At 69.6% G+C, this 23,899-nt stretch carries 19 protein-coding genes; 8 read left to right on the forward strand and 11 right to left on the reverse strand.

Annotated elements, in window-relative coordinates; genetic code table 11:
- Positions 1-66 precede the first annotated feature (66 nt).
- Genes hemQ through hemE form a run of 3 tightly spaced genes read right to left on the reverse strand, consistent with a single transcriptional unit; the run spans position 67 to position 3,251 of the window.
- Positions 67-762 (reverse strand): hydrogen peroxide-dependent heme synthase, encoded by a 696-nt coding sequence (hemQ, locus tag ACWIE7_RS07185; protein ID WP_230928835.1) that lies wholly within the window; start codon positions 760-762, stop codon positions 67-69.
- A 3-nt stretch (positions 763-765) separates the two neighbouring features.
- The gene (gene hemG / locus ACWIE7_RS07190; protein WP_454058709.1) at positions 766-2,151 is read right to left on the reverse strand and encodes a protoporphyrinogen oxidase; all 1,386 of its coding nucleotides are present in this window, start codon (positions 2,149-2,151) and stop codon (positions 766-768) included.
- Positions 2,151-3,251, reverse strand: coding sequence for a uroporphyrinogen decarboxylase (gene hemE, locus ACWIE7_RS07195; RefSeq protein WP_452099067.1), 1,101 nt, complete (start codon positions 3,249-3,251; stop codon positions 2,151-2,153). The genes hemG and hemE overlap by 1 nt, the downstream gene beginning before the upstream one ends.
- 122 nt (positions 3,252-3,373) lie before the next feature.
- Between hemE and ACWIE7_RS07200 the strand changes: the two genes are divergently transcribed.
- A complete protein-coding gene (locus ACWIE7_RS07200) occupies positions 3,374-3,961 on the forward strand; it encodes a DUF3000 domain-containing protein (RefSeq protein ID WP_452098978.1) in 588 nt (195 codons plus the stop codon).
- Positions 3,958-5,196 carry an HRDC domain-containing protein gene (locus ACWIE7_RS07205; RefSeq protein ID WP_454068877.1) on the forward strand — a complete coding sequence of 413 codons (1,239 nt, stop codon included), beginning with the start codon at positions 3,958-3,960 and terminating at the stop codon, positions 5,194-5,196. The genes ACWIE7_RS07200 and ACWIE7_RS07205 overlap by 4 nt, the downstream gene beginning before the upstream one ends.
- A 48-nt stretch (positions 5,197-5,244) precedes the next feature.
- Here ACWIE7_RS07205 and dxs read toward each other — a convergent pair whose 3' ends face one another.
- The 3 genes from dxs to ACWIE7_RS07220 form a co-directional block, all read right to left on the reverse strand.
- Positions 5,245-7,122 (reverse strand): 1-deoxy-D-xylulose-5-phosphate synthase, encoded by a 1,878-nt coding sequence (dxs, locus tag ACWIE7_RS07210; protein WP_454068878.1) that lies wholly within the window; start codon positions 7,120-7,122, stop codon positions 5,245-5,247.
- Between the two features lie 119 nt (positions 7,123-7,241).
- Complete coding sequence (locus ACWIE7_RS07215) at positions 7,242-8,564, reverse strand: class I SAM-dependent RNA methyltransferase (protein ID WP_454068879.1); 1,323 nt, start codon at positions 8,562-8,564, stop codon at positions 7,242-7,244.
- The gene (locus tag ACWIE7_RS07220; RefSeq protein WP_452099069.1) at positions 8,561-10,552 is read right to left on the reverse strand and encodes an APC family permease; all 1,992 of its coding nucleotides are present in this window, start codon (positions 10,550-10,552) and stop codon (positions 8,561-8,563) included. Before ACWIE7_RS07220 ends, ACWIE7_RS07215 begins: the two co-directional genes overlap by 4 nt.
- Positions 10,553-10,666: 114 nt before the next feature.
- Here ACWIE7_RS07220 and ACWIE7_RS07225 point away from each other — a divergent pair, with 114 nt between their 5' ends.
- Both ACWIE7_RS07225 and ACWIE7_RS07230 read left to right on the forward strand, forming a co-directional pair.
- Positions 10,667-11,329 (forward strand): potassium channel family protein, encoded by a 663-nt coding sequence (locus tag ACWIE7_RS07225; RefSeq protein WP_452098982.1) that lies wholly within the window; start codon positions 10,667-10,669, stop codon positions 11,327-11,329.
- A gap of 76 nt (positions 11,330-11,405) precedes the next feature.
- Positions 11,406-12,065: a potassium channel family protein gene (locus tag ACWIE7_RS07230; protein WP_454058731.1), complete on the forward strand. Its 660-nt coding sequence runs from the start codon at positions 11,406-11,408 to the stop codon at positions 12,063-12,065.
- On the opposite strand, the gene ACWIE7_RS07235 is transcribed toward ACWIE7_RS07230, so the two are convergent.
- Positions 12,040-12,900: a hypothetical protein gene (locus tag ACWIE7_RS07235; RefSeq protein WP_452098983.1), complete on the reverse strand. Its 861-nt coding sequence runs from the start codon at positions 12,898-12,900 to the stop codon at positions 12,040-12,042. The genes ACWIE7_RS07230 and ACWIE7_RS07235 overlap by 26 nt on opposite strands.
- Before the next feature lie 47 nt (positions 12,901-12,947).
- Between ACWIE7_RS07235 and ACWIE7_RS07240 the strand changes: the two genes are divergently transcribed.
- Both ACWIE7_RS07240 and hrpA read left to right on the forward strand, forming a co-directional pair.
- Positions 12,948-13,136 (forward strand): hypothetical protein, encoded by a 189-nt coding sequence (locus ACWIE7_RS07240; RefSeq protein ID WP_452098985.1) that lies wholly within the window; start codon positions 12,948-12,950, stop codon positions 13,134-13,136.
- Positions 13,137-13,170: 34 nt separating this feature from the next.
- Positions 13,171-17,085, forward strand: coding sequence for an ATP-dependent RNA helicase HrpA (hrpA, locus tag ACWIE7_RS07245; protein ID WP_454068880.1), 3,915 nt, complete (start codon positions 13,171-13,173; stop codon positions 17,083-17,085).
- 9 nt (positions 17,086-17,094) lie between these two features.
- Here hrpA and nrdR read toward each other — a convergent pair whose 3' ends face one another.
- Positions 17,095-17,550: a transcriptional regulator NrdR gene (nrdR, locus tag ACWIE7_RS07250; protein WP_295651783.1), complete on the reverse strand. Its 456-nt coding sequence runs from the start codon at positions 17,548-17,550 to the stop codon at positions 17,095-17,097.
- A 111-nt stretch (positions 17,551-17,661) separates the two neighbouring features.
- Positions 17,662-17,904: a hypothetical protein gene (locus ACWIE7_RS07255; RefSeq protein WP_454068881.1), complete on the reverse strand. Its 243-nt coding sequence runs from the start codon at positions 17,902-17,904 to the stop codon at positions 17,662-17,664.
- Positions 17,905-18,383: 479 nt separating this feature from the next.
- Between ACWIE7_RS07255 and lexA the strand changes: the two genes are divergently transcribed.
- A complete protein-coding gene (lexA, locus tag ACWIE7_RS07260; protein WP_452098988.1) occupies positions 18,384-19,052 on the forward strand; it encodes a transcriptional repressor LexA in 669 nt (222 codons plus the stop codon).
- 54 nt (positions 19,053-19,106) lie between these two features.
- Here the strand turns inward: lexA and hflX are convergent, their stop codons facing one another.
- Positions 19,107-20,555, reverse strand: coding sequence for a GTPase HflX (hflX, locus tag ACWIE7_RS07265; RefSeq protein WP_452098989.1), 1,449 nt, complete (start codon positions 20,553-20,555; stop codon positions 19,107-19,109).
- Between the two features lie 73 nt (positions 20,556-20,628).
- The gene (dapF, locus tag ACWIE7_RS07270) at positions 20,629-21,513 is read right to left on the reverse strand and encodes a diaminopimelate epimerase (RefSeq protein WP_452098990.1); all 885 of its coding nucleotides are present in this window, start codon (positions 21,511-21,513) and stop codon (positions 20,629-20,631) included.
- 119 nt (positions 21,514-21,632) lie between these two features.
- Between dapF and ACWIE7_RS07275 the strand changes: the two genes are divergently transcribed.
- On the forward strand, positions 21,633-23,813 hold the full coding sequence (locus ACWIE7_RS07275; protein WP_452098991.1) for a malate synthase G: 2,181 nt from the start codon (positions 21,633-21,635) through the stop codon (positions 23,811-23,813).
- Positions 23,814-23,899: the final 86 nt, after the last annotated feature.

The following is a 23,899-nucleotide window of genomic DNA, read 5'->3' on the forward strand; positions in this document are numbered from 1 at the left end:
ACCGGAGACGAGCAGAGCCCGCCGGGGTCGATCCCCGGCGGGCTCTGCTCGTCTCCCCTGCAGGAGTCAGGGCATCGTGGTGGCGAGCTTCTCGGCGGTCACGCGCGGCCCGGTGAAGAACGGGATCTCCTCGCGCACGTGGCGCCGGGCCTCGGTGGCGCGCATCTCGCGCATGAGGTCGACGATCCTGTCGAGCGCGGGTGCCTCGAACGCCAGCAGCCATTCGTAGTCACCCAGCGTGAACGCGGGGACGGTATTGGCGCGCACATCCGGGAACTCCCGGGCGGCGCGGCCGTGGGCGGCGAGGATCTGGCGCCGCTCCTCGTCCGGCAGCAGGTACCACTCGTAGGAGCGGACGAACGGGTACACCGAGATGAACGCACCGGGCTCCTCCTCCGCGAGGAACGCCGGGATATGGCTCTTGTTGAACTCCGCCGGGCGGTGCAGGGCCGTGTTGGACCAGAACGCGGTGCTGGCCTTACCCAGCAGGGTGGTGCGGCGGAACTCGTTGTAGAACCCCTGGAGGTCCTCGATGTGCTCGGCGTGGGTCCAGATCATGAAGTCGGCCTCGGCGCGCAGGCCGGAGACGTCGTACATCCCGCGGACCACGACGTCGGTGTCCTCGTACCCGGCGAGGAACTTCTCGAGATCCGCGGCCACCGCGGCCCGGTCCTCCCCGAGCTGCCCCGGCGTCACGGTGAAGACCGAGAACATCAGGTAGCGAAGAGTCGAGTTAAGCTTGGAGTAGTCAAGGCGTGCCATGGCTCAATCCTGCCACTTCCCGGCCAACCGGCGGGCCGCGACCCGGGCCGACCCCACGCAGGAGGGCACCCCGACCCCCTCGGTCGCACCGCCGACGAGCTCGACTCCGGGGAGGTCCTCGACGAGACGGCCGCGGATGCCGGCGATCAGCGCATCGTGACCCGGGCCGATCTCGGCGAGGGCGTTGTCCCAGCGGCGCACCCGCGAGTGCAGGACGGTGGGGGTCGATCCGCACACCCCGGCCAGCGCGGAGACCGCCATCCGGACCAGTGTGAGGTCGTCCGTTGCGAGTATCTCGTCGTCGTCGAGCCTGCCGAAGGACACCCGCACCAGATGGCCGCGCCGGTCGTCCAGGTGTGGCCACTTACGGCTCGAGAACGTCATCGCCTTGAACGGCACGGGTTCGTCGGTGGCGACGAGCACCCCGGATCGTTCGGGCAGGTCGAGGGAGCGGTCGACCTCGAGCGCCACCACCGCCGAGGAGGCGGTGCGGATCCCCGACAGCGCCCGCACCGCGTCGTCGACTCCCCCGGCCGCGGTGAGGAGCGGTGCGGCGAGCGGGACCGGGACCGCGACGACGACGAGGTCGGCCTCATGCGTCCACGGACCACGATCGTCGGAGCCGACCAGCGCGTATCCCCCGCTGTCCCGTCGGATCGCGGTGCACCGCGCCCCGGTCACCACCCGCGCCCGGGACGCACGGACGAGCGCGTCCACGAGGACGCGGTAGCCACCGGACAGGGTGGCGAACACCGGGCCGGGGGTGCGGTGCGCGGTGAGATCCCTGGCCGCCGCGGTGAGGTTGGGCGCCCCGCGGTCCAGCGCGTCGGCCAGGCCGGGCACCACCTGGCGCAGCCCCAACCCCACGCTGGGCGCGGCGTACACGCCACCCAGCATCGGGTCGACCAGACGGGCCACCACCGCGGAACCGAAGCGGTCGGCGACCAACCTGCCCAGGGCGACGTCCCCGCCGGGGGCCCAGTCGAGAGGCAGCTCCGGCTCCCGCGCCGCCCGCTCCACGTCCGCCGGCCGGAGCACCCCGGACAGTGTCGACGCATCGGAGGGCAGACCCATCAGCGTGCCGGCCGGCATCGGGACGAGACGGCCGCCGGTGAGGATGGCGGGACCGAGGGTCCCGGGATGCCGCAGTTCGTGTGTCAGACCGAGTTCGGCGACGAGCTCCGAGGCCTCCGGGCGCCTGCCGATGAACGCCTCGGCACCGAGCTCCATGGGGCCGGACGGGAAGTCGGCCGTATCCAGGCAGCCACCGGGCACCGGCGACGCCTCGAACACCGTGACCCGGGCGCCCGGGAGGTCCCGGGACAGTTGATAGGCGGCCGTCAGCCCACTGAGGCCGCCACCCACCACGGCGACGCGTGGGGCCGCCATTACTCGGCGGTCAGCTCGTGGACGAGCTCCACGACGTGGGTCACCGCCGTCGGGTCCGTGCTCGGTAGGACCCCGTGTCCGAGGTTGAACACGTGGCCGCGTGCGCCGGCCTCCCGCGCACGTCGTCCCTCGGCCACGATGCGCGTGACCTCGGCGTCGAGGGCGGAGCGATCGGCGAACAGCATCGCCGGGTCGAGGTTTCCCTGGAGGACCTTGCCCGGCACGCGGGTGGCGGCGTCATCGAGCGGGATCCGCCAGTCCACGCCCACGACCTCCGGGCCCGCCTCGCCCATAGCGCCGAGCAGTTCGCCGGTGCCCACGCCGAAGTGGGTGCGCGGGACGCTCGAGACCACGTCATCGGCGAAGATCCGGGTGGAGTGCGGCAGCACCAGTGAACGGTAGTCGCGCTGCGTGAGCGCACCGGCCCAGGAGTCGAACAGCTGGACCGCGTCCACGCCGGCGCCCACCTGGGCACGCAGGAAGACCGTCGTGAGGTCGGCGATCCTGGACATGAGATCGTTCCAGAGGTCCGGACGCGAGTACATGAGCGACTTGGTGTGCTCGTGGTTACGGCTCGGCCCCCCTTCGATCAGGTAGGACGCGAGCGTGAACGGGGCGCCGGCGAACCCGATGAGCGCGACACCCGGGTCCAACTCGCCGATGATGAGGCGGACCGCCTCCTCGATCTTCTCCAGCCGGTCCGGGGTCAGTTCGGGGAACGCCGCGATGCCCGCCTCGTCGCGGATCGGCTCCGCCACCACCGGGCCCACGCCCGGGACGATGTCGATGTCCACACCGGCCGCGGCGAGCGGAATCACGATGTCGGAGAAGAAGATCGCGGCGTCCACGCCGTGACGACGCACCGGCTGGAGCGTGATCTCACACGTCATCGCCGGATCGAAGCACGCCTCGAGCATGCTCGAGGTGCCGCGCACCTGCTTGTACTCGGGCAGCGATCGCCCCGCCTGGCGCATGAACCACACCGGCGTGTGGGGGCCGCCCTTGCCGGTCACCTCGTCGAGATAGGGGCCGGTCCCCGGGCGGCGGCCGATGGTCGCGGCGCTGGTCGGGGCGTCGCCAGAGGGAGAGGTCGAGGGCATATCGGATTTCAACACGCCCTCCATGGTCCCATGAATGGGCCGAGGAGGGCGGCCAGCCCACCCCGATGGCTGACGGCGCGCCTCCGGAGCACGCCGCCGGGCGGTGACTAGCGTGACGCCCTGTGAGTACATCGGTCAATGACGGCGAGCCGGAGGTCTTCCAGGAGGCGGTCGAGTCCCTGTCGCGGCTCGAGGTGCGCCCCGAGATCTCGGTCGGGCCGATCCGCCCCCCTCAGCGGCTGGCGCCGTACAGCCACGCACTGGGCGTCGAGATCATCCCGCCCTCCGGAGACGACGTCCCGGAGTTCTCCGACGGTGACGCGTTCGGCCGTCTGATCCTCCTCCACGACCCGTCCGGCGACGACGCCTGGAACGGCACCCTCCGGCTGGTGGCCTACATCCAGGCCGACATGGAGGCCGCGCTCGCCGGGGACCCGCTCCTGCCGCAGGTCGCATGGAGCTGGCTGACCGAGGCGCTCGACGAGGAGGCGGGACCGTATACGGCGCTGGGCGGTACCGTCACCAGCACCGCGTCGGTCCGCTACGGCGATATCGCGGGCCCTCCCCAGGCACACCAGCTGGAACTCCGGGCCTCGTGGACGGCGCTCGAAGCAGACCTCACCGGCCATGCGTCCGCCTTCTGCAAGACTCTGGCCCTCGCAGCCGGTCTGCCTCCCGTCGGCGTGACGTCGCTGCATCGTCGCGCGTGAGTGTCCGCCGCAGGGGTGAGACCCCGCCGGGAGCGGCGCCGCCGCCGGCCGAGTACGAGTTCGTCGACGACGACGCGGGACTCGATGTGGTCGCGGGGGCGCTGAGTGCGTCGTCCGGCCCGGTGGCGGTGGACGTCGAACGGGCCTCCGGGATCAGATACCCCGAACGCGCGTTCCTGCTCCAACTCCGACCCGCCGACGGGCCCGCACTCCTCGTCGACCCCGAGACCCCGGGCCGCACCGTCGGTCCGCTCGCCGATCTCCTGTCCGACCGCCCGCTGTTGCTGCACGCGGCGAGCCAGGATCTGCCCTCTCTGCGCGAGCTCGGGATCATCCCCTCGTCGTTGGCCGACACCGAGCTCGCCGGGCGTTTCCTCGGAACCGAGCGGGTCAACCTCGGCGCGATGATCTCCGAACATCTCGGCATCGGTCTGGCCAAGGCACATTCGGCCGCCGACTGGTCCCGTCGACCACTTCCCGCGTCCTGGCTCGACTACGCGGCCTACGACGTGCTCTTCCTCCACGAACTGGCGGACGCAGTCCTGCCACGTCTCGATGATCTCGGTCGGCGCGACTGGTACGAGGCGGAGTGCCGCTATCTCGTCGAATCCGAACCTGCACCCGCCGCACCCGAGCCGTGGCGTCGCCTGTCGCGGCTCACCTCGCTCCGGGATGTGCGCCAGCTCGCGCGGGCGCGGGAGCTGTGGATGGCTCGGGACCGCATCGCCGAGGACCGGGACATCGCCCCCAAGCGACTCCTACCCGACGCCGCGATCGTCGAGGCCGCGCGCATCGGCCCGGCCGGCAGATCAGCTCTGCTCGCGATCGACGGTTTCGACGGGCCACACCGTCGGAGGATGGCCGGTGACTGGCTGGAGGCCCTCGAATGGGCCGAGGGGCTCGGTCGTGCGGACCTCCCGACCCGTCAGGGACCCCGCGGCGAGCACCCGCCCCACGCGTCCTGGAAGCGTAACGAACCGGAGGCCGCCACTCTGCTCGAGCTGGCCCGCGCCCGGATCGGTGAACTCGGCGACGAGCTCGGACTGGAGGCCGGCCTGCTGTTGAAGCCCGCCACGCTGCGACTGTGGGTGTGGCGGGCCGCCACCACTCGTCCCGGGGACGACGGCGAGCTACTGGACGAGGTCCTCCGGGGCGAGGAGGCCCGGGACTGGCAGCGCGTACTCACCTCCGCGCCCCTGCTCGAGGCTGTTCGGGAGTTCCGGGCGACGAGCTGACCCGCTCGGCGCCGCGAGCTCACACGACGTGGAGCGGCTCGCCCTCGGTCAGTCGGCGAGTCGCGCCCGGATCGAGGCCGCGATCCCCTCACCGGTGAGCCCGGCGTCGGTCAGGATCTCTCCCCGCGACGCGTGGTCCAGGAACTCCTGCGACAGCCCCAGCGACATCCGGTCGCCCCGGACGCCGGCTGAGTCCAGCCGCGCACAGACCGCGGACCCGACCCCACCGTGGAGACCGTTGTCCTCGACCGTGACGACCAGGCGGCGGCCCCGGGTGGACCCGACGAGCGAGTCGGAGACCGGGTAGACCCAGCGCGGGTCGACCACGTCCACGCCCAGACCGTCCGACTCGAGCTCGCGCGCCGCAGCGATGGCCGGGGCGACCATCGAGCCCACAGCCACGATCAACACATCCGACGAGCCCGGACCGTGGACACGGTCCACGCCGTCCTCCGAGGTCTCCAGCGCCGGGATGGACTCCCCGACCGAGCCCTTCGGGAAGCGCACGACCGTCGGCCCATCGGTGACGTCCACCGCCTCACGCAGTTCCTGGCGCAGCGTCACGTCGTCGCGCGGCGCGGCCACCCTGATGCCCGGCACGATCCCGGTCAGGGACAGGTCCCACATCCCGTTGTGGCTCGCGCCGTCCGGCCCCGTCACGCCCGAACGGTCGAGGACCAGGGTCACCGGCTGTCCGAGCAGGGCGACATCCATGAGCAACTGGTCGAAGGCCCGGTTGAGGAAGGTCGAGTAGACGGCGACGACGGGGTGCAGCCCGCCGAGCGCCAGGCCGGCGGCGGACGCCACCGCATGCTGCTCCGCGATTCCGACGTCGTACATCCGGTCCGGGAAGCGGTCGCCGAAGGCGGTCAGCCCGGTGGGCCCCGCCATGGCGGCCGTGATGGCCACGACGTCCTCCCGTTCCGCGCCGATGGCACAGAGCTCGTCGGAGAACACCGAGGTCCAATCGACGGAGGACGAGGTGGACAGCGGCTTGCCGGTCTCGGGGTCGATGACCCCGGTGGCGTGCATCTGGTCGGCTTCGTTGTTCTCGGCGTGCACGTAGCCCATGCCCTTGCGGGTCACCGCGTGCACGATCACCGGGCCGCCGAAGTCCTTCGCCAGTCGGAGCGCGGCCTCGGTGGCGGCCAGATTGTGGCCGTCGACCGGGCCGATGTACTTGATCCCGAGGTCGGCGAACAACTCCTGGGGTGAGACCGCGTCCTTGAGGCCGGCCTTGATGCCGTGGAGCACGGAGTACACGGCCTTGCCCAGGAGACCCTTCCGAGAGGTCAACGCCGTCTTGGTGCGGTCCATCGCCTTCTCATAGGCGGGCTGCAGTCGCAGGGCGCCCAGCCGATCGGCGATCCCGCCGATGGTCGGCGAGTACGAGCGGCCGTTGTCGTTCACCACGATCACCAGGGGACGGTCCTTCGCGGCGGCGATGTTGTTCAGCGCCTCCCAGGCCATCCCGCCGGTCATCGCGCCGTCGCCGATCACGGCGACGACCGTCCGGTCCGAGTGGCCGCGCAGGGCGAAAGCCTTGGCGAGGCCGTCCGCGTACGACAACGACGCGGTGGCGTGCGAGGACTCCACGATGTCGTGTGGGCTCTCGGCGCGGCACGGGTAGCCCGAGAGACCGTCCCGCGTGCGCAGTCCGTCGAACCGGTCCTTGCGGCCGGTGAGCATCTTGTGGACGTAGGACTGGTGGCCGGTGTCGAACACGATCGGGTCCCGCGGTGAATCGAACACGCGGTGCAACGCGACGGTGAGTTCGACGACGCCGAGGTTCGGGCCGAGATGCCCACCCGTCGCCGCGACCTTGCGAATGAGGAACTCTCGGATCTCGCCGCACAGACGGCTCAGCTGGTCGGGACCCAGGCCCCGCAGATCGGACGGGCCGTCCACCTCATCGAGCACGCTCATTGCTGTCGACCGCCCCTTTCCTGACCTTCACCCCGCTGGGTCGAACGGCCAGTCTACGGGCTGCTGACGCGGGAGCCCTCCCGTGGGCGGCAGTCTGAGGCCCTCATCACCTACGACGATCAGTTCCGGCCGGGCGCGTCCAGCACCGCGATCCCCTCGACGTGGTGGGTCCCCGGGAACGCCGCCACCCCACGGAACTCGCGCAGCGACCACCCGGCGGAGACGAGAACCCCCACATCACGCGCGAGACTGGCCGGGTCGCAGCCGACGTGGACGACCCGCGACCTCGCGGTCCGGGCCACCTTCTCCATCACCGGGATGCCGGCGCCGCCCCGCGGCGGGTCGAGGATCACGACGTCAGGCCGTCCGAACGGATCGGTCTCGTCGCCCGGCTCGAGGAAGGTCTCGACCCGCGAACGCACGGTGCGGATCCCTCCGTCGGCACCGAGCGCCGCCTCCGCCGCGCCGAGCGCATCCGGCGCGGATTCGACGACCGTGATCCGGGCGCCCGGCGCGGCATCCAGGGTGGCCGCCGCGAAGACTCCGGCGCCGCCGTACAGGTCCCACACCACCGGGGCCCCCGTCACCCCGGGCGCGCCTGCCACGGCCGCACGGACGACGTCGCTGTAGTGGGTGGCCGCGGACCGGTGGGCCTGCCAGAACGCGTCCACCGGCAGGTGCCACCGACGTTCCCCTACACGCCGGACCATCGTCGGCCCACCGACCACGTGCTCCCAGCCCCGGCCACGCGCCTGGCGGGCCCGTGCTCTCGTCGCCGCGGAACGGGCCGCGTTGCGCCCCCGTCCGCGGGGCCGGTCCTCCGTTACAGCTCGATGGGCCACATGGATCGCACCCTCGTCGTCCAGGACACCCAGTATCTCGCGATCCGGGCCGATACCCGCCGAGAGCACCGCGTCGAGCAGACGTGGATCCGACTGGCTGCAGGGCTTCGTGATCACGTCCCGGGAGCGGGCGCGGCGCACTCCGGGGCGCCCAGCGGCGTCCGTCACCCACCGTGCGGTCGTGCGCCACCCCGTCGTGGCGGGGTCGCCGGCGGGGAGATCGACAGGAACCGGCGAGTGCGGGATCCCGATACGGCCGATCCGGGCCGCCTGCTCCGCGAGGACCCGACCCGCCAGGTCTCGGGCTGCGGGGCCGTCGATATAACTCCAGTCACAGCACCCCGCGCCGGCCGCAGCCGCCTCACACACAGGCCGCACCCTGTCCGGGGACGGTTCCAGCACCTCGCGAACGGTCCCCCGGCAGAAGCCCTTACCCGGGTCGTCGTCGACGACGACCTCCACCAGCTCGGCGGTGAGCGCACCCCGACAGAAGATCACGCGACCGGAGTGTCGCGCGACGAACTCCCCGCCGTGCGCCGGCCCCTCCACCCGCACCCGGAGAACCTGGCCGGTCCAGTCGATCGATTCCCTGACAGTCATTGCGCCTCCGGTTCACGCCAGCGTCCGACGATCGGCTCGTCTCGGGCCTGCTCCGCGCGGCCGTCTGACGAGGACAACTGCCACGGCACGCTGGTCACCATGACACCTCGCTCGTAGAGCAGGCGGGATTTGAGCCGCAGCGCGCTCTGGTTGTGGAGGAACTGCTCCCACCAGTGCCCGACGACGTACTCGGGGATGTAGACGATCACCACGTCCCGCGGTCGCTGCTCCCGTAGTCTCGTCACATAGTCCACCACGGGCCGGTTGATCTCGCGGTACGGGGACTCGACGACCTTGAGCGGCACCTGGATCCCCCGGTCCTCCCACTCGCGCACCAACGCTCGCGTATCGGCGGTGTCGATGTTGACCGTGAGCGCCTCGATGGTGTCCGGCCGGGTCGCCCGGGCGTAGGCCAGTGCCCGTAGCGTCGGCAGGTGCAGCTTGGACACCAGGACCAGACAGTGGGTCCGGCTGGGCAGTACGACCTCCCACGACGAGTCGTCCAGCTCCCGCGCAACGGAGTCGTAGTGTCGGCGGATGAGTTTCATCACCACGAACAGACCCACCATCCCCAGCACGGCGATATAGGCCCCGGACAGGAACTTGGTGGCCATGACGATCACCAGGACGCTCGCCGTCAACACCATCCCGGTCGCGTTCACGATCCGAGCGCGCCTGACCCCCCTGCGCACCGCAGCGTCCTCCTCGTGGCCGAGACGCCGGTTCCAGTGCCGGATCATCCCCCACTGGCCCAGTGTGAACGCGACGAAGACCCCGACGATGTAGAGCTGGATCAGCTCCGTGACCTGCGCGTCGAAGACGATCACCAGTGCCGCGGCGGCCACGGCGAGCAGCACGATGCCGTTGGAGAACGCGAGCCGGTCGCCACGGGTCGCGAGCTGGCGGGGCAGGTACTTGTCCCGCGCAAGCACCGAAGCCAGCATCGGGAAACCGTTGAAGGCCGTGTTCGCGGCGAGCACGAGGATGAGCCCGGTGGCGCCCATGATCACGTAGAAGACCAGCGGAACGCCGGCGAAAACGGGCTCGGAGAGCTGCGCGATCATCGTCTTCTGCCGGTAGCCCTCAGGTGCGCCGAGCAGTTGGGCGCCGGGATTCTCGGCGATCTTCACGTCGAGGCGGCGGGCGAGTTCGATCAGACCCAGCAGGAACGAGACCGCGAGCACCCCGAGCATGCCCAGGGTCGCGGCGGCGTTGCGGGCGCGCGGCTTGCGGAACGCTGGTACGCCGTTGTGGATGGCCTCGACCCCGGTCAGGGCCGCACATCCGGACGCGAACGACTTCGCCACGATGAACACCAGCGCCAGCCCGGTGATCGACAGGCCGTCCGGCGTGACGAGCGTGAAACCCGCGGACTCGGCGTTCAGATCCCGCCCGAGTACTTCGACCTGGAACAGGCCCCACGCCACCAGACCGGTCATCGCCGCCATGAACGTGTACACCGGGATGGCGAACATCGCGCCCGATTCGCGAACCCCCCGCAGGTTCACGGCCGCCAGTCCCGTGATCGCCAGGACCGCGAAGAGCACCTCATGATCGTGGACGAACGGTATCGCCGAGCCGATGTTCTCGGCGGCCGCGGCGATCGACACCGCCACCGTCAGCACATAGTCGATCAACAGCGCGGCCCCCACGCCGAGGCCGGCGTTGGGCCCGAGATTGACCGTCGCGACCTCGTAGTCGCCACCACCCGAGGGATACGCCCGGACGTTCTGCCGGTAACAGGCGATGACGACGACCATGACGATCGCGACCGCCAGCCCGACCCACGGGGTGAACGCGAGCGCGGACATCCCGCCCATCGAGAGCACGAGGAAGATCTCCTGCGGCGCGTATGCCACGGACGACAGCGCGTCGGAGGCGAACACCGGCAGGGCTATCCGTTTACGCAGGCGGGTGGCCCCGATCGTGTCGCTGCGGAACGGACGACCCACGAGCAGCCGCTTGGCTCCCACGGAGACCTTGGAGATCCTGGACACCGACACATCGTATGACCCGCACGCCATCTCGGACAGCACCGCAGGCGGGCAAGTAGCGTAACCGGATGGACGCACGCGGTGTGCGCCGTGAGGAGTGAGACCGCCATGAAGGTCGTCATCATGGGGTGCGGGCGCGTCGGCGCGGCGCTCGCGACCGAGTTGGACGCCGCCGGGCACGACGTGGTGGTGATCGACCACGAGCCGCGGGCTTTCGGCCGCCTGTCCGAGGACTTCACCGGTCGAACCGTGACCGGCACGGGCTTCGACAGGGACGTGTTGGAGGGCGCGGGTATCCGCGACGCTCATGCCTTCGCCGCGGTGTCATCGGGCGACAACTCCAACATCATCGCGGCGCGCGTGGCACGCGAGACGTTCGGGCTCGACCGGGTCATCGCTCGGATCTATGACGCCGGGCGCGCCGAGGTCTACGAGCGCCTCGGTATACCCACCGTCGCCACCGTCCCGTGGGCGACCGGCCGGCTGGTGCGGTTCATCACCGCGGGATCCAGCCCGGTGCTCTGGCGGGACCAGACCGACTCGGTGTCACTCGTGGCGATCGATGCGCCGAAGGAGTGGGTCGGGGCGCCGCTCGACGCGCTCGCCCGCGCGGCGGGTGGACGGGCCGTGACCCTCACCCGCTTCGGCGAAGGCCGTCTACCGAACGCGGACACCCTCGTCCAGGCCCAGGACATCGTGCACCTCGCGGTCCCCTCCGCCACGGTCGCCGAACTCGACGAAGTGCTGAGACGAGGTCCCGCCGATGTCTGAGAACCAGATCCCCGACTACGCGGACGGGACCGGACTGCTCGACGAGTCGCCGATCCCGCCCGCCCGTCCCGCGATCATGACGGTGGTCGTGGCCGGCGCCGGCGTCGTGGGCCGATCGATCGCGCGGGAACTGCTCGCCAGCGGCCACCACGTGATCCTCGTCGACAAGGACGCCTCGGTGTTCGAGGCCGATCCGGTCGACGGTGCTGATCTCCACACCGGGGACGCCTGCGAGCTCAGTTTTCTGTCCCGTCTGGGAGTCGAGGACGCGGATGTGGTGGTCGCGGCGACCGGGGACGACAAGGCCAACCTGGTGGTGAGCCTGCTCGCCACTACCGAGTTCGCCGTTTCCCGGGTCGTCGCCCGGGTCAACAACCCCCGTAACGAGTGGCTCTTCGACGAACGCTGGGGTGTGGACGTCGCCGTGTCCACCCCGCGGCTCATCGTGTCGATGGTCGAGGAGGCGGTCTCCGTCGGCGACGTCGTCCGTCTGATGACGTTGCGCCGCGGTGGGGCGAATCTCATCAGCGTCACGCTCCCCGAGCAGACGCCGCTGGCCGGCCGGCCGGTCAACCGCGTGCGGTTCCCCCGCGATGCCGCGCTGGTCGCGATCCTGCGCGGCGGGCGTGTGATCGTCCCCGCCCCGGACGTACCGTTCGAACCCGGTGACGAGCTGCTCGTGGTGGCACCCGAGGAGGTCGAGCCCGAGCTCAGCGACGTGGTGCTCCGGGGCTGACGGTCACCGCGATCTCACGACCGTATCCCCAGCCCGGGGCGAGCGGGAGGCTGTCACCGCTCCAGAAGCGGCCGGGGTCGTACCAGCTGGTGTCCCCCGCCGGCAGCAGGATCCCCATCTCCTCCAGCGTGGCTCCGACGACCTCGGCACAGTACGCCGCCTCGAGACGTCGGGCCGGCCCCCGCGCGAAAGCGGGCCCGCGTGCCCCGGCCCCGTCTGCTTCCGCGGGCACGGCGGAGGCAGCCGCCTGTGTCCGCGAACGCCGAAACTCCGGCAGCGGAGAACAGCCCCGGCGACCGTCGGGACTGCCTGCGTCGGCGTCGTCCCTCTCTCCGGGTTTCCTCCCGCCTTGTTCGGCGCGGCCGCCAACCCCCTCCTCGGCGCCGACGTCCCCGCTCCTCCCGGCTGCCCACCTGCCCCGTGCCCATCGCGCGGCAAGGCGTCCTGTCGACGGAAAAGACACGCCGTTCAGCCGGGCGATCGACTCGAGCAACGCGTCCTCCTGCCCGGGGCCGACCTCCGGACTGATCTGCCGGAACCACGCCCGCTGACCGTACGGGCCGGCCCACTGGCGAACCGCGGCCTCGAGGTCGTGCAGCTGAACACCCCGCTGGCGACGCCCCGTCCACACATCGGGCAGCGCCCGGCCCATCTCCGCGTGCCACATCAGGGGCGGCATGTCCTCCAGCACCACCGCGATCCCGACGTGGTTCACAGGCGCGTTGGTCAGTGTCTGGATGAGCCTGTCGGCGGTCGAGCGGCCACGGAACACCCACAGGTCCCCGGTCCTCGTCCGTTCGGTGGCGGCCGCCAGGGGCACGGTGTCGACGGTCATGATGAGATCCTGCCAGGCGGTTGCCATCCTCCGCCTACAGTTGTCGCATGGCTCCTCGTGGACGGCAGTGGCTCAAGGTGGTCGGCGCGGCGGGCATGGCCGGAGTCGCCGCAACCGGAATCCTCGCGGCACGCTCCGAACGGCGGCGTCGCGCCTACGAGCCGGACGAGATCCGCGAACGGCTCCACGAACGCTACGCACGGGTTCAATCCCGCCGGGAGAGCGGCGCCGACTGACCACCGCGCGAGGGGCTATATCCTTGCGGGCACCATGTCCTCGTCTTCCGCGCCCTCCCCTGAGCTCCGCCGGGCCCGCCACGAGCTGCTCGTCCGCCTCGACGAGGTCGGCACCCTCGACGCCCACCGGCTCCGGCCCCGGATCCGGCGGGCCCGCGCAGACCAACTGGACGAGCTCTCCGAGCGCGTCGACAAGGCAGCCGAGTGGCTCCGGCGTCGGGCTGACTCGATCCCGATCCCCGAGTACCCCGGGCAGCTGCCGGTCAGCACGCGCAAGGACGAGATCGCAGAGGCCATCCGCGGCAACCAGGTGGTGGTGATCGCCGGCGAGACCGGCTCGGGTAAGACCACGCAGATCCCCAAAATCTGCCTCGAACTGGGCCGCGGTGTCCGCGGGATGATCGGTCACACACAGCCGCGCCGGCTCGCCGCCCGGTCGGTCGCCGAGCGCATCGCCGAGGAGCTGGGTGTGCAGATCGGCGGTCTCGTCGGCTCCGCTGTGCGCTTCGACGACCGCACGAGCCCGGAAACCGCGGTCAAGCTGATGACCGACGGCGTGCTGCTCGCCGAGATCCGCCGCGACCGGCTGTTGCGCGCCTACGACACGATCATCATCGACGAGGCGCACGAGCGCAGCCTCAACATCGACTTCCTGCTCGGCTACCTCAAGCAGATCCTGCCGAAGCGCCCCGACCTCAAGCTCATCATCACCTCCGCGACGATCGACCCCGAGCGGTTCGCCCGCCATTTCGCCGACGCCGGGGGTCGGCCCGCGCCGGTCATCGAGGTCTCCGGCCGTACCTACCCCGTCGAGATCCGCTACCGCCCTCTACAGGTGGAGCAGGGCGACAGGGTGATCGATCTCGACCCACTGGACGGGCTGGCTGACGCGGTCTCCGAACTGCTCCGGGAGGACGACGGCGACGTCCTGGTGTTCCTCTCCGGCGAGCGCGAGATCCGCGACGCCGAGGAGGTGCTGCGCGGACGTCGGTTCAAGAACACCGAGATCTTCCCGCTGTTCGCCCGACTCACCGCGGCCGAGCAGCAGAAGGCCTTCCGCGCCCATTCGACGCGCCGGGTGGTGCTCTCGACCAACATCGCCGAGACATCCGTCACCGTGCCGGGCATCCGCTACGTCGTGGACACAGGCCTGGCCAGGATCTCCCGCTACTCCACCCGCACCAAAGTCCAGCGGCTGCCCATCGAGCCGGTATCGCAGGCCTCCGCCGCACAGCGCGCCGGTCGCTGTGGCCGTGTCGCGGACGGGATCTGCATCCGCATGTACTCGGAAGACGACTTCGAATCCCGGCCCGAGTTCACCGACCCGGAGATCCTCCGGACCAACCTGGCGTCGGTGATCCTGTCCATGGCCGACCTCGACCTGGGGCCGGTGGATGACTTCCCGTTCGTGGAGCCACCGGACCGCAGGTCCGTCCGGGACGGGATGACGCTGCTCACCGAACTGGGCGCCCTACGCATCGACGACGACGAGCGGCCTCATCTGACGAAGCTCGGCCGCGAGATGGCGGTCCTCCCGCTCGATCCGCGCCTGGCCAGGATGGTCGTGGAAGGCCACCGGAACGGGTCTCTCGGCGACATCCTCGTCGTGGTGGCGGCGCTCACGGTACAGGACGTGCGCGAGAGACCGGCCGAGGAACGGGACAAGGCGGATCAGTTGCACCGCCGGTTCGCGGACAAGAGCTCGGACTTCCTCGGCTACCTCAATCTGTGGCGCTACATCACCGAGCAGCGGCGCGAGCTGTCCGGCAGTGCGTTCCGCAGGATGTGCAAGGCCGAGTACCTACACTGGCTGCGCATCCGTGAGTGGCAGGACCTCACCGCCCAACTGCGGAGCATGTGCCGAGAACAGGGCTGGCACCCGCCGTCCGAGCACGCCGTCGAGGACGATCTCCACAAGGCGATCCTGGCGGGACTACTCACCAATGTGGGAGTGCGCGACGAGGACACACGCGAGTTCCGCGGCACCCGCGGGATCCGGTTCCAGGTGTTCCCGGGCTCGGACCTGGCCAGGAAGCCCCCCCGCTGGGTGATGGCATCCGAACTGGTCGAGACCTCTCGGCTCTGGGCGCGAGATGTGGCGCGAATCGATCCGGCATGGATCGAGCAGTTGGGAGAGCACCTGGTGCGCTCGCAGTACTCCGAACCCCACTGGTCCGACGCCCAGGGCGCCGCCATGGCATACGAGAAGGTACTCCTGCTCGGCTTAACGGTAGTAGAGGCGCGGCGGATCCTGCTCTCGCGGGTCGATGCACCGTTGGCGCGGGAGATGTTCGTGCGCCACGGGATCGTCGAGGGCAGATGGACGACGCGGGTCCCGGCGATCATCGACAACGCACGGGCTGTCGAGCAGGCCCGCGAGCTGGAAACCCGTAGCCGTCGGCGTGACCTCGTGATCGACGACGAGGCGCTGGCCGGGTTCTACCTCGAGCGCCTTCCCGCGGACATCACCTCCGGTCGGCACCTCGAATCATGGTGGAAGAAGAAGGGCCACCGCGATCCCGCTGCGCTGCGCCTGACCGACGAGGACATCCGCACCGCGGAGAAGGCGCCGGATGCCGCCGCCTTTCCGCCGTTCTGGCAACAGGGTGAACGTCGCTTCGAACTGCACTACGAGTTCGAACCCGGTGGCGCCGCGGACGGGATCACCATCCGTATCCCGCTCCCGCAGCTCAGTTCCGTGACCGCAGCGGGGTTCGAGTGGCTCGTCCCGGGGTTGCGCGAGGAACTCTACACCGAGATGCTGCGGACGCTGCCCAAGTACCTACGGCGGATGTGTTCGCCACCGGCCGAGTACGCCGGTCTGCTGCTCGCCGATGTGAAACCTCGCTCGGCCCCTCTGCCCGTCGCGTTGGCGGAGGCGCTGTCGACCCGGATCGGGACCACCGTGGATCCGAGAGAGTTCCGACCGGAGCAGTTACCTGATCATCTGCGTGTCAGGTTCGAGGTCGTCGACGGCGACACGGTGGTCGACGCGGGGACCGACCTCAGAGCACTGCGTTCCAGACTCACCGACAAAGTCCGTTCCACCCTCAATCGACGGCTGATCCCCGACGACGGGCCGCACCGCGAATGGACTGCCGACACGATCGGTGATCTGCCTCGCTCGGTGACGGGGTCGGTGGACGGCGTCGAGGTGACCGTCTATCCCGCCCTGCGGATCACGACAGACGGCATCCACCGGGTCGCGTGCACCACCGAGGAAGAGCGCCGGGCGACCCAGACCAAGGCCGTCCTGTCCTTGATGACCGCTGATCTCGTCGCACCGTCGTCGATCCTCCGGGGGCGCCCGGTCGAGCAACGTCTCGCCCTCAGCCAGTATCCGTACGGCGGCATCGATGCTCTGGTCTCGGATGCCTCTCTCGCCGTGTGCGCCAGACTGCTCGCGAGCCGACAGGGCGCGCCGGTACTCGAGGCCGCTGATTTCCTGGAACTACGTGCCACCGCGCGGGCCGAGGTGCCGGGGGCTGTCGCCACCTCCATCTCGACCGTCGTGACAGCGTTGGTCCGGGCTCAGCAGGTCTCGGCACGCCTGGCGGAGTCCCCGCCCACGCTCGCTGACACTGTTCGTCCCTCCCTGGAGTACCTGACCGGAAAAGGGTTCCTGGCCCGGCATCCCGCGTCCGTGCTGCCGCATCTGGAGCGCCATGTCCGAGCCGTGTCGATGCGCCTGGATCTGGCGGAGAAGGCGCCGGGGCGCCACGCCGAACTGTCGGCACGGGTTGCCCGCTCGGAATCCACGGTCGAGGAGGCATGTGCTGTGCTTCGCGCGCGGCCGGGCGGCGCCAGAGCGATCCGTGACCTGCGGTGGATGCTGGCGGAATACCGGGTCGGGCTGTTCGCGCAGTCGCTCGGTACGGCCCAGTCGGTATCGCCGGAGCGGATCGACAAGGCTGTCCGTACCGCACTGTCCCAGAAGTCCTCGCGTTGAGCCGGCCGGCTACCGAGTGTCGCGGCGCTCTTTGAGAGCGATGATCTCTCGTTCGAAATCGTCCGCCGAACTGAACTGCTTGTATACGGAGGCGAACCTCAGATACGCGACTTCGTCCAAGTCCTGCAGCGGCCCCAGGATGGCGAGTCCGATCTCGTGCGCAGGGACCTCGGAGGCGCCTCGTGCGCGGACCGCGTCCTCGACCTGCTGCGCGAGCCTGCGGAGTGCGGCTTCCTCCACAGACCTCCCCTGGCATGCACGGCGCACGCCTCTGACCACTTTGTCGCGGCTGAAGGACTCGGTCACTCCATTGCGTTTGAGGACCGTCAGCAGAGGCGTCTCGAGAGTGGTGAACCTGTGCCCGCATTCCGAACACTCGCGACGGCGTCTGATCGCCTGCCCCTCGTCGACGGACCGGGAATCGATCACCCGGGAGTCCTCGTTGTGGCACGTCGGGCAGTACATTCCCGTTCCGCCCTTCATTGACCGGATCTCACGCCCTCAGGTGAACTGCTCACCGGGACGGAGACGGACCATGTGCCGTCTCTACTCCAGTCTAAGAGGCCGACCACCCGATCACGCGTAGGCGGGCCCGCCGAGGAAGGCCAGCGCCAGGAGCATCGCGATCCCGAAAAGGACTCCACAGACGACCAGCGCCCACGTCGGCACGTCATCCACCACTCCCACGGGCGCCGTCGCCGGCGCCTGCACGTTGCACGCGCGCACAGACCCCGCCGATCGGACCACGATCCGACGACCGGGCACGACCGGGGCAGCAGAAGTCGAACGACCGCTCGCCGGCGATCGGTCGAATGCCACACCCCGGCGCTGCACTGACTTGCGTGCCGATACCGGCCGCGCGCGATCCGTGCTCACAGCCCCACCGGCACGTCGGCCCTTCGAACGGACCACCGGCCGGGTGCGTGAGGCGCCGGACGGCAGAGCCGACGCCGGCCGCCCGCCCCGGCCCCCCGAGTCCCGGACCGAGACGACGCCGTGTTCCCCTGCGCAGACCTCGGTCCAGCTCCGCGTGAGGTGCGCGTGCGACTGAAGCTCCTGAACGGACATGGCCACTCCCTACTCGACAGACTGTGCGACACGGAATCGCACGCTTGTGTGTGTTGCCCGAAACACCTGTTCGAACTCGAACACTGCCTAGAGTTGTATCACGCGACTCCGACAGAGTCACCACCCGAGCGCGAATTTCTTCGAACAGGTGTGTGGCGCTTCGTTCCCGGCCCGTCTAGGGTGTAGACAAAGAGAGACGTCGAACATCCATTCGCCGAAGGGACATCGCGATGCCGAAACCGGACTTCGAGGCGCTCACGCCTCGTCAGAAGAGCGTGTTGCTACATATCCACGACACGGTGAAAGACCGTGGATATCCGCCCAGCATCCGGGAGATCGGCGATGCGGTGGGACTGCAGTCCACCTCCTCCGTCGCGCATCAGCTCCGGACCCTCGAGAAGAAGGGCTTCCTGACCCGGGATCCCCACAAGCCGCGGGCGGTCGACGTGCATGGCGTCCCGGGCCAGAAGTCGCGGGGTCGGCGCGCACCCACCCCGCCTCAGGGGCGCCCGTCCGGGGCAACGGAAGCGGTCTATGTTCCCGTGCTGGGGCGCATCGCCGCCGGGGGGCCGATTCTGGCTGAACAGGCGGTCGACGAAGTGTTCCCGCTACCTGCGGACCTGGTGGGGTCGGGGGAGTTGTTCATGCTCAAGGTGGTCGGCGAGTCGATGATCGACGCCGCGATCTGTGACGGCGACTATGTGGTGGTCCGTCAGCAGAACGTGGCCGACAACGGCGAGATCGTGGCCGCGATGATCGACGGGGAGGCCACGGTCAAGACCTTCCGTAAGGACGAGACGGGCGTCTGGCTACTTCCCCATAATCCCGCGTTCAGCCCCATTCCCGGCGAGCATGCGACGGTGCTCGGCAAGGTTGTCACGGTCTTCCGCAAGATGTGACGTTCACGAGAAGTCCCCAGTCCGGCCCGCGCCGCCTGCTCCCGGAACCCGGGCTCAGGCGGCGCCGCCGTGTGTGCCGTCGGCCAGGAACTCGGACACCTCGCCGGCCACCGACTGGGGCAGCCGCACCGTGATCCTCGTGCCCTCCTGCGTGTGCGCCTCAGCGAGAACCGCGCCCTCCGCGTGCACCCGGGAGATCACCTCACCCCGCCGGTAGGGCACGAGTAGCGTGACCTCAGTGTCACCGGAGGCAATGATGTCCATGATCGCCTCGAGGAGCTCGTCCATCCCCTCCCCCGTCGCGGCGGACACGAACACGCCGTCCGGAACCGCGTGATGCAGCTCGGTCAGCACCAACGGGTCTGCCGCATCGATCTTGTTGATCACGACCAACTCACGGGGCCGCTCGGCGCCCTGCTCCTCGACGACGTCGTTGATCACCCTGCGCACCGCTTCGATCTGGTGCAGCGGCATCGGATCCGAGCCATCGACCACGTGCAGGAGCAGTTCCGAATCGACGACCTCTTCCAGAGTCGATCGGAATGCCTCAACGAGTTGCGTGGGAAGGTGTCGGACGAAGCCCACGGTGTCGGTGAACACGACCGTTCGCCCGTCCGGGAGATCTGCACGCCGGGTCGTGGGGTCCAGGGTGGCGAACAGCGCGTTCTGAACGAGCACCCCGGCTCCGGTGATCCGGTTCAGGAGACTCGATTTACCGGCGTTCGTGTACCCGGCGATCGCGATCGACGGCACCGGGGTGGCACGACGGCGGTGACGCTTGGTGTCGCGAGCCTGCTTCATACCCTTGATCTCGCGTCGCAGCTTCGCCATCCGCTCACGGATCCGGCGGCGGTCGGTTTCGATCTTGGTCTCGCCGGGACCGCGCAGGCCCACGCCACCGTTGCTGCCGGCGCGGCCGCCTGCCTGCCGGGAGAGCGACTCGCCCCAACCCCGCAGCCTGGGAAGCATGTACTCCATCTGGGCCAGCGAGACCTGCGCCTTGCCTTCGCGGCTCGTGGCGTGCTGGGCGAAGATATCCAGGATCAGTGCGGTCCGGTCGATGACCTTGACGTTCACGGCTTTCTCCAGCGAGATCAGCTGGCCCGGGGTCAGCTCACCGTCACAGATCACCGTATCCGCGCCGGTGGCGGCGATCACATCCTTGAGCACGCTCACCTTGCCGGACCCGATGTACGTCGACGCATCGGGCTTGTCCCGGCGCTGGATCAGCGCGTCGCACACCTCGGACCCGGCGGTCTCCGCGAGTTGGGCGAGCTCGGCCATCGCCGCGTCGGCCTGGGCGGACGAGCCCTCGGTCCACACCCCGACGAGCACGACCCGCTCCAGTCGGAGTTGCCGGTACTCGGCATCGTTGACGTCCTGGAGCTCTGTGGACAGACCCGCGACCCGGCGCAGCGAGGAGCGTTCCTCGAGCTGCAGTTCGCCGATGGAGGGGTCGAGATTACGTAGTGGGCGGTCCGCCGCCCCGGATTCGTTAGTCATTCCCGGCCATCATCTCATACCAAGCCCGGTCATGCCGCCGGGCGCCGACCCCGGGATAGACGGAGAACATGCGCTACGACCTCCGGAATGTGCCCTCCGCGACGAGTACCGACGGGCCGGTGAGCGTGGATCCGCTCTCGGTCAGGCCGACGGCGACCTCCCCGCCCGGCACCGTGACGACGACCTCGCCGGCGGTCCGGCCGGCATCCGCGAGCGCGGCCACCGCCGTGGCGACGATTCCGGTCCCACAGGACATCGTCTCGCCCGCCCCACGTTCATGGACCCGCATCGAGACACGGCCCTCCCGCAGGGGAGTCGAGATCTCCACGTTGACCCCCTCCGGAAAGAAGTCCGTGTCGAACCCCGGTTGGCGGTGGAGGGGAAGCGCCGCAAGCGTCTCACCATCGAGCCCGGGCACGACACAGGCGAGGTGGGGATTGCCCATGTCCACCGCGATCCCGGCGAACGTCCGATCCCCGACCTGCACTGACGACAGACCGAGAAGCTCCGGCTGCCCCATATCGACACGGACCACCGCGCGATCTCCGCGGTGTTCGAGGATCCGGGCCGGTCGGGGTCCGGAACGGGTGCCGACCCGGACCTCTCCCGTCTCCGCGCGGCCGGTCGCGACCAGCGCGTGGGCGAACACCCGGACCCCGTTGCCACACATCTCGGCGATGGAGCCATCGGCGTTGCGGTAGTCCATGAACCAGTCCGCCTCGAGCACACCGTCCGGCAGCTCGGACAGGACCGCCTGTTCCACAAGCGCCCCTGCCGTGGCGATCCGCAGGATCCCATCCGCTCCGATACCCGCGCGGCGGTCGCACAGGGCACGCACGAGATCGGAGTCGAGCTCGAGCTCGGCGCGGTCGTCCGGCAGGAGAACGAAATCGTTCATGGTGCCGTGCCCCTTGATGAACGTGATCTCCGCCGGAGCCACCGACCTGTTCTGCGCCATGGGCCGAATCCTACCCAGGGGGCCCGGCGTTCCACACTGTGGAAATGCCAGATGAAGCCGTCAGAGGCGCCAACTAGAGTCTGAGCCGAGAACGATCCCCTAACAGGAGGAGAGCATCGATGTCCGATCGCATCACCGTCGGCGGTATCCAGGTCGACAAGGTCCTGTACGACTTCGTCAATTCGCAGGCGATCCCGGGTACCGGGGTCGACCCCGACGAGTTCTGGGCCGGCGCGGCGGCGATCTTCACCGACCTCGCGCCTCGTAACCGGGAACTTCTGGGGGTGCGCGACGAACTGCAGTCGAAGATCGACGCGTGGCATCAGGAGAACCCGGCCCCGATCGATCCCGCCGCGTATAAGACGTTCCTCCGGGAGATCGGGTACCTCGTCCCCGCGCCCGAGTCCGTCTCGGTGAAGACCGCAGGCGTCGACGAGGAGATCGCGACGATCGCCGGCCCGCAGCTCGTGGTGCCGATCACCAACGCGCGCTTCGCGATCAACGCCGGCAACGCGCGGTGGGGTTCGCTCTATGATGCCCTCTACGGCACCGACGCCATCCCGGAGTCCGATGGCGCGGAGCAGGGCAGCTCCTACAACAAGGTGCGCGGCGACAAGGTCATCGAGTGGGCCCGCGAGTTCCTCGACGACGCGGCCCCGCTCGAGACCGGCAGCCATGTCGGCTCCACCGGCTACGCGGTCGTCGACGGCGCTCTGCAGGTCACGGTCGCCGACGGCTCGACCACCGGACTCCGGGACGCCGCTCAGCTCGTGGGCTATCTCGGCGATGCCGGGTCGCCGTCGTCGGTTCTCCTGCGCAACAACGGTCTCCACATCGACATCGAGATCGATGCGGATTCCCCGATCGGCTCGACCGATGCCGCCGGCGTGAAGGACGTCGCCCTGGAATCCGCGGTGACCACCATCATGGACTTCGAGGATTCGGTCGCCGCGGTGGACGCCGAGGACAAGACCCTCGGGTACCGCAACTGGCTGGGGCTGATGAAGGGCGATCTGTCCGAGGAGATCTCAAAGGGCGGCAAGACCTTCACCCGTGTCCTCAACGACGACCGGGTGTTCACCTCGCCGGACGGCACCGGCGAGGTGCGCCTGCACGGCCGTTCCCTGCTCTTCGTCCGCAACGTCGGACACCTCATGACCAACCCGGCTGTCCTGGACACCGAGGGCAACGAGCTCCCCGAGGGCATCCTCGACGCGCTCGTCACCGCTCTCGCCGGTATCCACGGCATCGCCGAGGGCAACGAGCGTGGCAACAGCCGTTCCGGCTCGATCTACATCGTCAAGCCCAAGCAGCACGGCCCTGCCGAGGTCGCGTTCACCAGCGAGCTGTTCGGCCGTGTCGAGAAGCTCCTGGGCCTTCCGGCCAACACGCTCAAGGTCGGCATCATGGACGAGGAGCGCCGCACCTCGGTCAACCTCGCGGCGTGCATCGCCGAGGCCACCGAGCGCGTCGTGTTCATCAACACCGGCTTTCTCGACCGCACCGGCGACGAGATCCACACCTCCATGGAGGCCGGCCCGATGATCCGCAAGGCGGAGATGAAGTCCGCGCTGTGGATGAGCGCCTACGAGGATTTCAACGTCGACACCGGCCTGGCGTGCGGTCTCCGCGGTCGCGCCCAGATCGGTAAGGGGATGTGGGCCAAGACCGACCTCATGGCCGAGATGCTCGCCGAGAAGATCGGCCAGCCCGAGGCCGGGGCCAACACCGCCTGGGTCCCGTCGCCGACGGGTGCGACCCTGCACGCCACGCACTACCACCGCGTGAACGTGATGACGCGCCAGGAGGAGCTCCTGGCCGGCGGCCCGCGCGCCTCGGTGGACGAGATCCTCACGGTGCCGCTGGCGCCCAGCACGGACTGGACCGACGCGGAGAAGAAGGAGGAGGTCGACAACTCCTGCCAGACGATCCTCGGCTACGTGGTGCGCTGGGTCGAGCAGGGCATCGGCGTCTCCAAGGTTCCGGACATCCACGATGTCAATCTCATGGAGGACCGCGCCACGCTGCGCATCTCCTCGCAGTTGCTGGCCAACTGGATCCGCCACGGGATCGTCTCCGCCGAGTTCGTCGAGGACTCCCTGCGCCGCATGGCCGAGATCGTCGACGGCCAGAATGCCGGCGACGACGCGTACCGGAACATGGCTCCGAACGTCGAGGAGTCCATCGCCTGGCAGGCCGCCCGTGAGCTCGTCCTCGAGGGCACAACGCAGCCCTCGGGCTACACCGAGCCGATCCTGCACCGGCGCCGCCGCGAGTTCAAGGCCGCCAACGGTCAGTGATCGCCGGGGCCGGTGACCACCACGGCCCCGCGCGATCGGCGATCCACGCGTGACGAGAGCCGGCAGTCCACCCGGGTGGTCTGGCG

Source organism: Dietzia sp. NPDC055343, assembly GCF_053645265.1.

Bases quoted from the DNA above. Each gene is read 5' to 3' on its own strand.
- hemQ (WP_230928835.1), bottom strand. From the start codon at position 762: ATGGCACGCCTTGACTACTCCAAGCTTAACTCGACTCTTCGCTACCTG.
- hemG (WP_454058709.1), bottom strand. From the start codon at position 2,151: ATGGCGGCCCCACGCGTCGCCGTGGTGGGTGGCGGCCTCAGTGGGCTG.
- hemE (WP_452099067.1), bottom strand. From the start codon at position 3,251: ATGCCCTCGACCTCTCCCTCTGGCGACGCCCCGACCAGCGCCGCGACC.
- dxs (WP_454068878.1), bottom strand. From the start codon at position 7,122: ATGAGCGTGCTCGATGAGGTGGACGGCCCGTCCGATCTGCGGGGCCTG.
- ACWIE7_RS07215 (WP_454068879.1), bottom strand. From the start codon at position 8,564: ATGACTGTCAGGGAATCGATCGACTGGACCGGCCAGGTTCTCCGGGTG.
- ACWIE7_RS07225 (WP_452098982.1), top strand. From the start codon at position 10,667: ATGAAGGTCGTCATCATGGGGTGCGGGCGCGTCGGCGCGGCGCTCGCG.
- ACWIE7_RS07230 (WP_454058731.1), top strand. From the start codon at position 11,406: ATGACGGTGGTCGTGGCCGGCGCCGGCGTCGTGGGCCGATCGATCGCG.
- ACWIE7_RS07235 (WP_452098983.1), bottom strand. From the start codon at position 12,900: ATGACCGTCGACACCGTGCCCCTGGCGGCCGCCACCGAACGGACGAGG.
- ACWIE7_RS07240 (WP_452098985.1), top strand. From the start codon at position 12,948: ATGGCTCCTCGTGGACGGCAGTGGCTCAAGGTGGTCGGCGCGGCGGGC.
- hrpA (WP_454068880.1), top strand. From the start codon at position 13,171: ATGTCCTCGTCTTCCGCGCCCTCCCCTGAGCTCCGCCGGGCCCGCCAC.
- nrdR (WP_295651783.1), bottom strand. From the start codon at position 17,550: ATGTACTGCCCGACGTGCCACAACGAGGACTCCCGGGTGATCGATTCC.
- lexA (WP_452098988.1), top strand. From the start codon at position 18,384: ATGCCGAAACCGGACTTCGAGGCGCTCACGCCTCGTCAGAAGAGCGTG.
- hflX (WP_452098989.1), bottom strand. From the start codon at position 20,555: ATGACTAACGAATCCGGGGCGGCGGACCGCCCACTACGTAATCTCGAC.
- dapF (WP_452098990.1), bottom strand. From the start codon at position 21,513: ATGGCGCAGAACAGGTCGGTGGCTCCGGCGGAGATCACGTTCATCAAG.
- ACWIE7_RS07275 (WP_452098991.1), top strand. From the start codon at position 21,633: ATGTCCGATCGCATCACCGTCGGCGGTATCCAGGTCGACAAGGTCCTG.